General features: G+C 71.1%; 10 protein-coding genes. 9 read left to right on the top strand and 1 reads right to left on the bottom strand.

Features of this window, described 5'->3' with window-relative positions; all coding sequences use genetic code 11:
• Positions 1–59: 59 nt before the first annotated feature.
• The 9 genes from ftsW to ACFWBY_RS19850 all read left to right on the top strand — a co-directional run bounded on the left by ftsW (position 60) and on the right by ACFWBY_RS19850 (position 8,809).
• On the top strand, positions 60–1,466 hold the full coding sequence (ftsW, locus tag ACFWBY_RS19890) for a putative lipid II flippase FtsW (protein ID WP_385336394.1): 1,407 nt from the start codon (positions 60–62) through the stop codon (positions 1,464–1,466).
• Positions 1,467–1,472: 6 nt separating this feature from the next.
• Positions 1,473–2,567, top strand: a complete 1,095-nt coding sequence (murG, locus tag ACFWBY_RS19885) for an undecaprenyldiphospho-muramoylpentapeptide beta-N-acetylglucosaminyltransferase (protein ID WP_385336392.1) — start codon at positions 1,473–1,475, stop codon at positions 2,565–2,567.
• A gap of 16 nt (positions 2,568–2,583) precedes the next feature.
• Entirely contained in the window at positions 2,584–3,420 is an 837-nt protein-coding gene (locus ACFWBY_RS19880) for a cell division protein FtsQ/DivIB (RefSeq protein ID WP_385336390.1), read from the top strand.
• 279 nt (positions 3,421–3,699) lie between these two features.
• Positions 3,700–4,899, top strand: a complete 1,200-nt coding sequence (gene ftsZ / locus ACFWBY_RS19875) for a cell division protein FtsZ (protein WP_385336388.1) — start codon at positions 3,700–3,702, stop codon at positions 4,897–4,899.
• Complete coding sequence (gene pgeF, locus ACFWBY_RS19870; RefSeq protein WP_385336386.1) at positions 4,896–5,627, top strand: peptidoglycan editing factor PgeF; 732 nt, start codon at positions 4,896–4,898, stop codon at positions 5,625–5,627. Before ftsZ ends, pgeF begins: the two co-directional genes overlap by 4 nt.
• Before the next feature lie 3 nt (positions 5,628–5,630).
• On the top strand, positions 5,631–6,350 hold the full coding sequence (locus ACFWBY_RS19865; RefSeq protein WP_385336384.1) for a YggS family pyridoxal phosphate-dependent enzyme: 720 nt from the start codon (positions 5,631–5,633) through the stop codon (positions 6,348–6,350).
• A gap of 151 nt (positions 6,351–6,501) precedes the next feature.
• On the top strand, positions 6,502–7,113 hold the full coding sequence (locus ACFWBY_RS19860; RefSeq protein ID WP_385336382.1) for a cell division protein SepF: 612 nt from the start codon (positions 6,502–6,504) through the stop codon (positions 7,111–7,113).
• Between the two features lie 60 nt (positions 7,114–7,173).
• Complete coding sequence (locus tag ACFWBY_RS19855; protein ID WP_385336380.1) at positions 7,174–7,470, top strand: YggT family protein; 297 nt, start codon at positions 7,174–7,176, stop codon at positions 7,468–7,470.
• An 82-nt stretch (positions 7,471–7,552) separates the two neighbouring features.
• Positions 7,553–8,809, top strand: a complete 1,257-nt coding sequence (locus ACFWBY_RS19850) for a DivIVA domain-containing protein (RefSeq protein ID WP_385336378.1) — start codon at positions 7,553–7,555, stop codon at positions 8,807–8,809.
• A 652-nt stretch (positions 8,810–9,461) separates the two neighbouring features.
• Here the strand turns inward: ACFWBY_RS19850 and ileS are convergent.
• A complete protein-coding gene (gene ileS / locus ACFWBY_RS19845) occupies positions 9,462–12,608 on the bottom strand; it encodes an isoleucine--tRNA ligase (RefSeq protein WP_385336376.1) in 3,147 nt (1,048 codons plus the stop codon).
• Positions 12,609–12,960 lie beyond the last annotated feature (352 nt).

Below are 12,960 nucleotides of genomic sequence, written 5' to 3'. Positions count from 1 at the left end.
GGCCGGTCCCTCCGGCCGACCGGCCGCTCGCCTCGTACGAGTGGAGGGGAAGATCACAGATGCCGGCCAAGCAAATGCTGCCGGGGCGGCGGCCGTCCGCGGACAAGGCCGCCAAAGCCGTCAGAGCCCCCAAGGCCGCCAAGGGCGGCCGGACATCAGGCCGGGTCCGCCCCGCCGTGCGCCTGGGACGGCCCGGGGCGGGCGGGCCGCTGGCCGGCCTGCGGCGTACGCAGCAGCAGGTGCGCCGGGCCTGGGACCGGCCCCTCACCGCGTACTACCTGATCTTCGGCAGCTCGCTGCTCATCACCGTGCTCGGTCTGGTGATGGTCTACTCGGCCTCGATGATCAAGGCGCTCCAGCTCGGCCTGGGCGACGCCTACTTCTTCAAGAAGCAGTTCCTCGCGGCCCTGATCGGCACCGGACTGCTGCTGGTCGCCTCCAGGATGCCCGTCAAACTGCACCGGGCGCTGTCCTATCCGGTGCTCGCCGGCACGCTCTTCCTGATGGTCCTGGTCCAGGTCCCGGGGATAGGCGTATCGGTCAACGGCAACCAGAACTGGATCTCCCTGGGCGGTCCGTTCATGCTCCAGCCCAGCGAGTTCGGCAAACTGGCCCTCATCCTCTGGGGCGCCGACCTGCTGGCGCGCAAGGGCGAGAAGGACCTGCTGAGCCAGTGGAAGCACCTCCTGGTGCCGCTGGTCCCGGTCGCCTTCCTGCTGCTCGGGCTCATCATGCTGGGCGGGGACATGGGCACCGCGGTGATCCTCGGTGCCGTGCTGTTCGGCCTGTTGTGGCTGGCCGGGGCGCCCACGCGGATGTTCGCGGGCGTACTGGCCGTCGCGGGCGTGCTGGTCGTGCTCCTCATCAAGACCAGCCCGCACCGCATGGACCGGCTCGAGTGCATCGGCGCGACCGAGCCGGGCAAGAACGACCTCTGCTGGCAGGCGGTCCACGGAATCTACGCACTCGCCTCCGGCGGATGGTTCGGTTCCGGCCTGGGCGCCAGTGTGGAAAAATGGGGGCAACTGCCAGAGGCCCACACCGACTTCATCTTCGCCATCACCGGCGAGGAACTGGGGCTGGCGGGGACACTGTCGGTGCTCGCCCTGTTCGCGGCCCTAGGCTATGCGGGTATCCGCGTGGCCGGACGCACGGAGGACCCCTTCGTACGGTATGCCGCGGGAGGCGTGACCACGTGGATCACGGCGCAAGCCGTGATCAACATCGGTGCGGTGCTCGGTCTGCTGCCGATCGCCGGGGTCCCGCTCCCGCTGTTCTCCTACGGCGGGTCGGCCCTGCTGCCGACCATGTTCGCGGTCGGACTGCTCATCGCGTTCGCGCGTGAGGAGCCGGCGGCACGCGCGGCGCTCGCGATGCGGAAGCCGAAGAACGGCCGTCCGCGGACCGGGCAGAGATGGAAGTCGATGAGACGGCGCGTCAAGAAGCGTCCGTCCGGAGAGCGGTGAATTTCGGTGCATGTCGTACTCGCCGGTGGGGGGACCGCCGGCCACATCGAGCCGGCGCTCGCCCTCGCGGACGCCCTGCGCAGGCAGGACCCTTCCGTGGGCATCACCGCCCTCGGCACGGAACGCGGACTCGAAACCCGCCTGGTGCCGGAGCGCGGCTACGAGCTGGGACTGATCCCGGCCGTCCCGCTGCCCCGTAGGCCAACGCCCGAGCTGATCACCGTCCCCGGACGGCTGCGCGGCACCATCAAGGCCGCGGAGGAGATCCTCCTGCGCACGAAGGCCGACTGCGTCGTCGGCTTCGGCGGCTACGTGGCCCTGCCCGGCTACCTCGCGGCCAAGCGCCTCGGGGTACCGATCATCGTCCACGAGGCCAACGCCCGGCCCGGACTGGCCAACAAGATCGGCTCCCGGTACGCGCACGCCGTCGCGGTCTCCACCCCCGACAGCAAACTGCGCGGGGCCCGCTACGTGGGGATCCCGCTGCGCCGCAGCATCTCCACCCTCGACCGGGCAGCGGTCCGCCCGGAGGCGCGCGCCGCCTTCGGCCTGGACCCCAACCTGCCGACGCTGCTGGTCTCCGGCGGCTCGCAGGGCGCCCGCCGCCTCAACGAGGTGATCCAGCAGGTCGCGCCGACCCTCCAGCGCTCCGGGATCCAGATCCTGCACGCGGTCGGGCCGAAGAACGAACTGCCGCGTGTCGACAACATGCCGGGGATGCCGCCCTACGTGCCGGTACCGTACGTGGACCGGATGGACCTCGCGTACGCCGCCGCCGACATGATGCTGTGCCGCGCGGGTGCGATGACCGTCGCCGAGCTCTCCGCCGTCGGGCTCCCCGCCGCCTACGTACCGCTGCCGATCGGCAACGGCGAACAGCGGCTCAACGCCCAGCCGGTGGTCAAGGCCGGCGGCGGCCTGCTCGTGGACGACGCGGAACTGACGCCCGAGTGGGTGCTGGGCCAGGTCGTCCCGGTCCTCACCGACCCGCACCGGCTCTACGAGATGTCCCGCGCGGCCGCCGAGTTCGGCCGCCGGGACGCGGACGACCTGCTGGTCGCCATGGTGTACGAGGCGGTCGCCGCCAACAGGAAGCACTGACGCAGGAGGCACAGGAGTGGCCGGAGCGAGCACCGCACAGCGCGGCAGTCCGGGGGCCTCGGGGAAGGGGGCCGGGCCTTCCGGCCGGCCCCGGCCCCCCAAGTCGCCCAAGCGGCCCGGGCGCTCCGGCCCGGCCGGCCCGCTCGGCCTGCGCCGGGGCCCCGTCCTGGTCGCCGGGCTCGTCCTGGTCCTGCTCTTGGCCGCGGGCCTCACCTGGGTGTTCTACGGGTCCTCCTGGCTCCGGGTCGAGAAGGTCACCGCGGGCGGCACCGAGGTCCTCACCCCGGAGCAGGTGCGCCTCGCGGCGGCCGTGCCCGTCGGGGCGCCCATGGTGTCCGTGGACACCGACGAGATCGAGGCCCGGGTGCGCGGCCGGCTGCCCCGCATCGATTCGGTCGACGTGGTGCGGACCTGGCCGCACGGCATCGGGCTGAAGGTGACGGAACGCAAGCCCGTCCTGCTCATCGAGAAGGGCTCGGAGTTCCTGGAAGTGGACGCTTCCGGTGTGCGATTCGACACGGTCGCGAAGGCACCCGAAGGCGTTCCGGTCCTCGAACTGAGCGCCGGGCAGTCCCCGAGCGGCCGCCGTTTCGACGAGGAGCGGCTGCTGCACGAGGCCGTCGGCGTGGCCGTCGACCTCCCGGAAGCCGTCCGCAAGGAGACCGCGCGGGTCAAGGTCCGGTCCTACGACTCCGTGGTGTTGGAGCTGTCGCGGGGCCGCACGGTCGTCTGGGGGAGCGGCGAACAGGGTGAGGCGAAGGGGCGAGCTCTGACGGCGCTCCTGAAGGCCTCGCCCAAGGCCGAACACTTCGACGTGAGCGTCCCCACCGCGCCCGCGGTGTCCGGTAGTTGACGTCAGGTCGAACACCGGCGCACCCTGGTTGGCCAGCGATACGGGTGATCACATAGGGTGAAAAGAAAAACGGGAGGTTCGGCGTGTTCGTTGAACACGCGCTACTTGTCGACTTAGTGTCCTGTTCGGAAGAGTCAAGGAACAGACACACTCATAACCCTAAACTTCAGGGTTAGGGTTCGGGTCGGCGCGTACGGACCGTCCCAATTTCGGCATCAGTCGTCGCACCGCAGGCCCGCGAGGCGAACGACACGTAACTCGAGGCGAGAGGCCTTCGACGTGGCAGCACCGCAGAACTACCTCGCAGTCATCAAGGTCATCGGTGTCGGCGGCGGTGGTGTCAATGCCATCAACCGAATGATCGAGGTCGGTCTCAAGGGCGTCGAGTTCATCGCCATCAACACGGACGCCCAGGCGCTGTTGATGAGCGACGCCGACGTCAAGCTCGACGTCGGTCGGGAACTCACCCGGGGTCTTGGCGCCGGCGCCAACCCGGATGTCGGCCGCAAGGCGGCAGAGGACCACCGCGAGGAGATCGAGGAGGTCCTCAAGGGGGCCGACATGGTCTTCGTCACCGCCGGTGAGGGCGGCGGCACCGGCACGGGCGGCGCACCCGTCGTCGCCAACATCGCGCGTTCGCTGGGCGCCCTGACGATCGGTGTGGTCACCCGGCCGTTCACCTTCGAGGGCCGGCGCCGCGCGAACCAGGCCGAGGACGGCATCGCCCAGCTCCGCGAGCAGGTCGACACCCTCATCGTCATCCCCAACGACCGGCTGCTGTCCATCTCGGACCGCCAGGTCAGCGTCCTCGACGCCTTCAAGTCGGCCGACCAGGTCCTGCTCTCCGGCGTCCAGGGCATCACCGATCTCATCACCACCCCGGGTCTGATCAACCTCGACTTCGCGGACGTCAAGTCCGTCATGTCCGAAGCGGGCTCGGCGCTGATGGGCATCGGCTCGGCCCGCGGCGACGACCGCGCCGTGGCCGCCGCCGAGATGGCGATCTCCTCGCCGCTCCTCGAGGCGTCCATCGACGGCGCCCGCGGCGTGCTGCTCTCCATCTCCGGCGGCTCGGACCTCGGTCTCTTCGAGATCAACGAGGCCGCGCAGCTGGTGAGCGAGGCCGCGCACCCCGAGGCGAACATCATCTTCGGCGCCGTCATCGACGACGCGCTCGGCGACGAGGTGCGGGTCACCGTCATCGCGGCCGGGTTCGACGGCGGACAGCCCCCGGCCCGCCGGGACAACGTCATCGGCGCGGCGTCCACCAAGCGCGAGGAGCCGGCCCCGGCTCCGGTCCGTGCCGCCGAACCGGTCCGCCCGGCCTTCGGCGGACTCGGCTCGGTCACCCCGCGCGAGGAGCCGGTCCGTGCCGAGCCCGTCCCGGTCGCCGAGGCGCCCGCGCCGCAGGTCCCGACGGCCCGCCCGTACCAGGACAGCCCGGCCGAGGAACTGGATGTCCCGGACTTCTTGAAGTGACCCTGGAGCAGCACAGCGAGAGCGGCGCCCACTTCGCCTTCACCGACCGGTGGGGCGGGGTGAGCGCCGTTCCGTACGAGGAGCTCAATCTCGGCGGCGCGGTCGGAGACGACCCGGCCGCCGTTCGCGCGAACCGGGCCGCCGCGGCGAAGACCCTGGGCGTCGACCCGGACCTGGTGGTCTGGATGAACCAGGTGCACGGACGCGACGTGGCGGTGGTCGACGGCCCGTGGGCCGCCGGCGTCACCATCCCCTCCGTGGACGCGGTGGTGACCACCCGTCGGGGGCTCGCGCTCGCGGTCCTCACCGCCGACTGCACACCCGTCCTGCTGGCCGACCCCGTGGCCGGCGTCGCGGGAGCCGCCCACGCGGGGCGGCCCGGGCTGGTCGCGGGAGTCGTGGCCGCCGCCGTCGAGGCGATGGTCTCGCTGGGCGCCGACCCCGCGCGCATGGTCGCCCGTACCGGGCCCGCGGTGTGCGGGCGCTGCTACGAGGTACCCGCCGAGATGCGCGCCGCCGTCGCCGAGGTGGTGCCGGCCGCGTACGCCGAGACCAGCTGGGGGACACCGGCCGTCGACGTGGTGGCGGGAGTGCACGCGCAGCTGGCGGAGGCGGGGGTGGCCGATGCGCGCCGGTCCCCGGTCTGCACACTGGAGTCGCGGGACCACTTCTCGTACCGCCGTGACCGGGTGACCGGGCGGCTTGCCGGATATGTCTGGTTGGACTGAAGAATGACGGACCGTAAGGCCGAGCTGGCCGAGAACCTCGCGCGGGTGGAGGAACGCATCCGGGCCGCCTGCGCGACCGCCGGGCGCGACAGGGAGGAGGTGACCCTCATCGTGGTCACCAAGACCTACCCGTCGAGCGACGTACGACTGCTGGCGGACCTGGGTGTCCGTCACGTGGCGGAAAACCGGGACCAGGACGCCGCCCCCAAGGCCGGGGCCTGCGCGGATCTGCCGCTCAGCTGGCACTTCGTCGGCCAGTTGCAGACGAACAAAGTCCGTTCCGTGGCGGGATACGCGCAATTCGTGCAGTCCGTGGACCGGCCGAAGCTCGTCACCGCGCTGTCGGCGGCCGCGGAGGGCGCGGGACGCGAACTGGGCTGCCTCGTACAGGTCGCCCTCGACGCCGAGTCGGGCGGGAGGGGGACCCGTGGCGGCGCCGCGCAGGAGCAGCTCGCCGAGTTGGCGGACCTCGTGGCGGCGGCGCCCGGACTGCGGCTCGACGGGCTGATGACGGTCGCGCCGCTGGCCGGGCCCTACGCGGGACGCGAACAAGCGGCCTTCGAGCGGCTGGTGGAATTGTCATCAGGCCTGCGCGCGGACCATCCTGCTGCCACGATGGTGTCCGCCGGGATGAGCGCGGACCTGGAAGAGGCCATTGCGGCCGGTGCGACACATGTACGCGTCGGCACTGCGGTACTCGGCGCGAGACCCCGGCTCGGGTAACGTCGCGAAGAAAGTCGGACCACAGCAGAAAATATGGTCATTTCCGCAGATGAGCGGACGGACCACGTGGATCGCGGGCAGTTGGTGACATTCGTGACACGGCGAGACACCTGCGACAGGGCGATCCACCACAGAGCGGAGGACTCAGAGAATGGCCGGCGCGATGCGCAAGATGGCGGTCTACCTCGGCCTCGTGGAGGACGACCGGTACGACAACCCGGGGTACGACCCCGACGACGAGTTCGAGCCCGAGCCGGAACCGGAACGGGAGCGTCGGCGACAGCAACCAGCTTCGCACCAATCACCCGTATCGGACGAACCGGTACGAGTTGTACAGCCCCCGGCACCGAGAGAACCCCTCCCAATGCCGGTTGAAAATGGACGTCCTGCGCGAATCGCCCCCGTGGCATCCATCACACCCGACCGCTCGAATCTGGAGAAGAACGCCCCCGTGATCATGCCCAAGGTCGTCTCCGAGCGGGAGCCGTACCGCATCACGACGCTCCACCCCCGGACCTACAACGAGGCCCGTACCATCGGGGAACACTTCCGTGAGGGCACTCCGGTGATCATGAATCTCACGGAGATGGACGACACCGACGCGAAGCGTCTGGTCGACTTCGCCGCCGGACTCGTGTTCGGCCTGCACGGCAGCATTGAACGCGTGACACAGAAGGTGTTCCTGCTGTCGCCTGCTAACGTCGATGTCACGGCGGAGGACAAGGCCCGCATCGCGGAGGGCGGGTTCTTCAACCAAAGCTAGACCGATCCGTCAGATACGGGACCGGGAACAGAGCGGGAGCAGGGGAGAGGGAAGCGCGGGATGGGCGTCGCACTGGAAGTGGTCTACATCGCGCTGATGTGCTTCCTCATCGTGCTGATCTTCCGACTGGTCATGGACTACGTGTTCCAGTTCGCACGTTCATGGGCACCCGGCAAGGCGATGGTGGTCGTTCTGGAGGCCACCTACACTGTCACCGATCCACCGCTCAAGCTTCTCCGGCGGCTCATCCCGCCGTTGCGTCTCGGGGGCGTGGCACTCGACCTGTCCTTCTTCGTTCTGATGATCATCGTTTACATCCTCATCAGTTTCGTGAGCACCGCTGCGAGAAGCGTGTGAACGATGAGCTTCCCCGCAGGCGCGGGGACAGTCCCGATACGGCCTTGCCGACTGCCGACGACTACGTAGAGGTGAAGAAGACATGCCGCTGACTCCCGAGGACGTGCGGAACAAGCAGTTCACGACCGTCCGCCTGCGAGAAGGCTATGACGAGGACGAGGTCGATGCCTTCCTCGACGAGGTCGAGTCCGAGCTGACGCGCCTGCTGCGCGAGAACGAGGACCTGCGCGCCAAGCTCGCTGCCGCCACGCGTGCCGCCGCGCAGAACCAGCAGCAGCAGGGCATGCGCAAGCCGGAACCCCAGGACCAGCGTGGCCCCGGCGCCCCCGTGCCCGCGGCCATATCCGGCCCGCCGCAGCAGCAGCCCCAGATGGGTCCGCCGCAGCTTCCGGGCGGCCAGCCCCAGCTGCCGGCCGGCCCCGGTGGCCACGGCCAGCAGGGTCAGGGCCCGATGGGCGGCTCCATGCAGCAGCACACCATGGGCGGCCAGCAGCAGATGGGCCAGCAGGGCATGGGCCAGCAGGGCATGGGCCAGCAGGGTCCGGGCCCGATGGGCGGCCCCATGCAGCAGCAGTCCATGGGCGGCCAGAACCCGCTCGGCCAGCCGATGGGCCAGCAGATGGGCCAGCAGATGGGCCAGCAGATGCAGCCGATGGGCCAGCAGATGCAGCCCATGGGCCAGCAGATGCACCAGCAGCAGCCGCAGCAGCTCCCGCAGCAGGGCCCCGGTGGCGACAGCGCCGCCCGCGTCCTGTCGCTCGCGCAGCAGACCGCCGACCAGGCGATCGCGGAGGCCCGCTCCGAGGCCAACAAGATCGTCGGCGAGGCCCGGTCGCGCGCCGAGGGCCTGGAGCGGGACGCCCGCGCCAAGGCCGACGCGCTGGAGCGGGACGCGCAGGAGAAGCACCGCGTCGCGATGGGCTCGCTGGAGTCCGCCCGCGCCACGCTGGAGCGCAAGGTCGAGGACCTGCGGGGCTTCGAGCGCGAGTACCGGACCCGCCTGAAGTCCTACCTGGAGTCGCAGCTGCGCCAGCTGGAGACCCAGGCCGACGACTCGCTGGCTCCGCCGCGGAACCCCGCCGGTCCCGCGCTGCCCCCGTCGCCGACTCCTTCGATGGCCCCGGCCGGTGCGATGCACTCCATGGGCGGCCCGTCGATGGGTGGCCCCTCGCCGATGGGCGGTCCGTCGCCGATGGCCCCGTCCTACGGTGGCGGCCAGCAGCAGATGTCCCCGGCGATGACGCAGCCGATGGCTCCGGTGCGGCCCGCCGCTCCGCAGCCGATGCAGCAGGCGCCGTCTCCGATGCGGGGCTTCCTGATCGACGAGGACGACAACTAAGCGGTAGCCCGTCGGCAGACGGTCGGGCCGGGCCCGGTTCCCCTTCGGGGGCACCGGGCCCGGCCCGTTTGCGTACCCGCGGCCCTACGCGGCGGCCCGCCAACCGGTGCGGTGCCCGGTGCCCGGCGCACGAACCCCCGCCTGCGCCGCGTGTGCCGCCGCGCGGGGCTGGTCCCCTACCCGCCCTTCCCCCGTTCCCTGGGGCGCCGCCCCAGCCCCCGCGCCTCAAGCGCCGGCGGGGCCGGGTGGGGGCTTGGCTCCGGGTCCCGTGCCTCAAGCGCCGGCGGGGCTGGGTGGGGGCTTGGCTCCGGGTCCCGCGCCTCAAGCGCCGGCGGGGCTGGGTGGGGCGCTGCCCCGGGCCCCGCGCCGTAAGCGCCGGCGGCTCGGGTGGGGGCTTCGCCCGAGGGCCCGCGCGTCATACGTCGGCGGGGTGGGATGGGGCTGCCCCTCGGCCCCGCGCCTCCGGCGGCGGCGGGGCCTGGGTGGGGCGCTGCCCTTGGGGCCCGCGCCTTGAGCGGCGCCGGGGTTGGGTGGGCGGTGCCCCCGGGCCCGCGCCTCCAGCGGCGTGGGGGTTCGGGACGGGGGCGCGTCGTGGCGGGGGATGAGTGTGGCCCGGCGCCCCCAGGGGGTGCCGGGCCACGGGGCGTGCGTGTTACGCCTTGCGCAGGCGGAACGTCAGGCCGAGGGGCTCGTCCTCGAACGGGTCGCCGTACGTGGCGTCCGCTTCGGCGGACGCGTAGTCCGTGGCGAGGACCTCGTCCGCGATGAGGCCCGCGTGGTCCGTCAGGGCCTTCGCGACCTCCGGGTCCGAGGAGGACCACCGCAGGGCGATCCGGTCCGCGACGTCCAGGCCGGAGTTCTTGCGGGCCTCCTGGATCAGGCGGATCGCGTCACGCGCCAGGCCCGCGAGCCGCAGCTCCGGAGTGATCTCCAGGTCCAGCGCGACCGTCGCGCCGGAGTCGGACGCCACCGACCAGCCCTCGCGCGGGGTCTCCGTGATGATGACCTCCTCCGGGGTGAGCGCGACGCTCTCGCCGTTCACCTCGACCGAGGCCTCGCCGGAGCGCAGCGCCAGCGACAGCGCCGCCGCGTCGGCCGCGGCCACGGCCTTGGCCACGTCCTGCACGCCCTTGCCGAACCGCTTGCCCAGCGCCCGGAAGTTCGCCTTCGCCGTGGTGTCGACCAGCGAGCCGCCCACCTCCGAGAGGGAGGCCAGCGAGGAGACGTTCAGCTCCTCCGTGATCTGCGAGTGCAGTTCGGGGGAGAGGGACTCGAAGCCCGATACGGCGACCAGCGCGCGGGACAGCGGCTGGCGGGTCTTGACGCCGGACTCGGCCCGCGTGGCGCGGCCCAGCTCCACGAGGCGGCGTACCAGCAGCATCTGCTGGGACAGGACCGGGTCGATCGCCGAGGCATCCGGGGTCGGCCACGTGGAGAGGTGGACCGACTCGGGGGCGTCCGGGGTGACCGGGACGACCATGTCCTGCCAGACCCGCTCCGTGATGAAGGGGGTGAGGGGGGCCAGCAGGCGGGTGACCGTCTCCACGACCTCGTGCAGGGTGCGCAGCGCGGCCGCGTCGCCCTGCCAGAAGCGGCGGCGCGAGCGGCGGACGTACCAGTTGGAGAGGTCGTCCACGAAGGAGGAGAGGAGCTTGCCGGCGCGCTGGGTGTCGTACGCCTCCATCGCCTCGGTGACCTCGGTCGTGAGGGTGTGGAGCTCGGAGAGGAGCCAGCGGTCCAGGACCGTGCGGTCCGCCGGCGCCGGGTCCGAGGCGGACGGCGCCCAGTTCGACGTACGGGCGTACAGCGCCTGGAAGGCGACCGTGTTCCAGTAGGTCAGGAGGGTCTTGCGGACGACCTCCTGGATCGTGCCGTGGCCGACGCGGCGCGCCGCCCACGGGGAGCCGCCGGCGGCCATGAACCAGCGCACGGCGTCCGCCCCGTGCTGGTCCATGAGCGGGATGGGCTGGAGGATGTTGCCCAGGTGCTTGGACATCTTGCGGCCGTCCTCGGCGAGGATGTGGCCGAGGCAGACCACGTTCTCGTAGGAGGACTTGTCGAAGACGAGGGTGCCGACCGCCATCAGCGTGTAGAACCAGCCGCGCGTCTGGTCGATGGCCTCCGAGATGAACTGCGCCGGATAGCGCTTCTCGAAGATCTCCTTGTTCTTGTACGGGTACCCCCACTGCGCGAACGGCATCGACCCGGAGTCGTACCAGGCGTCGATGACCTCGGGCACGCGGACGGCTTCCAGGGAGCAGGCCTCGTGCGTGCACGTGAAGGTGACGTCGTCGATGTACGGCCGGTGCGGGTCCAGGCCGGAGAGGTCCGTGCCCGTCAGCTCGCTCAGCTCCGCGCGGGAGCCGATGCAGGTGAGGTGGTTCTCCTCGCAGCGCCAGATCGGCAGCGGGGTGCCCCAGTAGCGGTTGCGGGAGAGCGCCCAGTCGATGTTGTTGTTCAGCCAGTCGCCGAAGCGGCCCTGCTTGACGGAGTCCGGGAACCAGTTGGTCTTCTCGTTCTCCCGCAGCATCGCGTCCTTGACGGCGGTGGTGCGGACGTACCAGGAGGGCTGCGCGTAGTAGAGCAGCGCGGTGTGGCAGCGCCAGCAGTGCGGGTAGCTGTGCTCGTAGGCGATGTGCTTGAAGAGCAGGCCGCGCGCGTCGAGGTCGGCGGTCAGCTTCTCGTCGGCCTTCTTGAAGAAGACGCCGCCGACGAGCGGGACCTCCTCCTCGAAGGTGCCGTCGGGGCGGACCGGGTTCACGACCGGCAGGCCGTACGCGCGGCAGACCGCGAGGTCGTCGGCGCCGAAGGCGGGGGACTGGTGGACCAGACCGGTGCCGTCCTCGGTCGTGACGTACTCGGCGTTCACGACGTAGTGGGCTTCGGCGGGGAACTCCACGAGGTCGAAGGGGCGCTGGTACGTCCAGCGCTCCATCTCCTTGCCGGTGAAGGACTCGCCGGTGGCCTCCCAGCCCTCGCCGAGGGACTTCTCCAGCAGCGGCTGGGCGACGACGAGCTCTTCGCGGCCGTTGGTGGCGACGACGTACGTGACCTCGGGGTGGGCCGCGACCGCGGTGTTGGACACCAGGGTCCACGGGGTGGTCGTCCAGACCAGCAGCGCGGCCCGGCCGGCCAGCGGGCCGGAGGTCAGCGGGAAGCGGACGTAGACCGAGGGGTCCACGACCGTCTCGTAGCCCTGCGCCAGCTCGTGGTCGGAGAGGCCGGTGCCGCAGCGCGGGCACCAGGGGGCGACGCGGTGGTCCTGGGTGAGCAGGCCCTTGTTGAAGATCTCCTTGAGCGACCACCAGACGGACTCGACGTACTCGGGGTCCATCGTGCGGTACGCGTCGTCCAGGTCGACCCAGTAGCCCATGCGGGTCGTGAGCTCGGCGAACGCGTCGGTGTGGCGGGTCACGGACTCGCGGCACTTGGCGTTGAACTCGGCGATGCCGTACGCCTCGATGTCCTTCTTGCCGTTGAAGCCGAGTTCCTTCTCGACGGCGAGCTCGACGGGCAGGCCGTGACAGTCCCAGCCGGCCTTGCGGGCCACGTGGTAGCCGCGCATGGTGCGGAAGCGGGGGAAGACGTCCTTGAAGACGCGGGCCTCGATGTGGTGCGCGCCGGGCATGCCGTTCGCCGTGGGCGGGCCCTCGTAGAAGACCCACTCGGGGCGTCCCTCGGACTGCTCCAGGGTCTTGGCGAAGGTCTTGCTCTCGCGCCAGAAGTCGAGGACCGCGTGCTCGAGGGCAGGCAGGTCGACCTGGGCGGGTACCGGGCGGTATTGCGGCGGTGTGGTCATGAGGCTGAACTCTTCCTCCGGCGGGATGTCACTTCCGTCCGGAGGGACGAGAGCCGACGTGCGCTCCCGCGGTACCACCCTCCTTGGCCTCCGGACCGTGGTCCGATGGCCCCCTCATTGGGGTGCGAAGCCGGTTCTACCGTCCGTACGGGACCCTGGCGGTTCCCTACGGCTTTCTTCCGGCGGCTCCGGGGTGATCCTTCGCATCGCGCTCGCCCCCGGGCTCTCACCGTCCCCGGGTCGCTCCTGGCTGCGTCCGACGCTACTCGTCCCCATCCATGCCTCTCGCTGGGCCCAGTGTACGGGCCGGGGGCGGCTCGGCAGACCGGTTTACGGGGCGTGGCGCGGGGGC

Origin of the sequence: Streptomyces sp. NPDC060049 (genome assembly GCF_042736715.1) — a bacterium.
Classification (GTDB): Bacteria; Actinomycetota; Actinomycetes; order Streptomycetales; family Streptomycetaceae; genus Streptomyces.
The sequence above is the reverse complement of the archived record's forward strand: the minus strand, read 5'-3'. Positions and strand labels throughout refer to the sequence as shown.

Excerpts from the sequence above, each read along its gene's own strand:
- ftsW (WP_385336394.1), top strand. The coding sequence starts at position 60 with ATGCCGGCCAAGCAAATGCTGCCGGGGCGGCGGCCGTCCGCGGACAAG.
- ACFWBY_RS19865 (WP_385336384.1), top strand. The coding sequence starts at position 5,631 with ATGACGGACCGTAAGGCCGAGCTGGCCGAGAACCTCGCGCGGGTGGAG.
- ACFWBY_RS19860 (WP_385336382.1), top strand. The coding sequence starts at position 6,502 with ATGGCCGGCGCGATGCGCAAGATGGCGGTCTACCTCGGCCTCGTGGAG.
- ACFWBY_RS19855 (WP_385336380.1), top strand. The coding sequence starts at position 7,174 with ATGGGCGTCGCACTGGAAGTGGTCTACATCGCGCTGATGTGCTTCCTC.
- ACFWBY_RS19850 (WP_385336378.1), top strand. The coding sequence starts at position 7,553 with ATGCCGCTGACTCCCGAGGACGTGCGGAACAAGCAGTTCACGACCGTC.
- ileS (WP_385336376.1), bottom strand. The coding sequence starts at position 12,608 with ATGACCACACCGCCGCAATACCGCCCGGTACCCGCCCAGGTCGACCTG.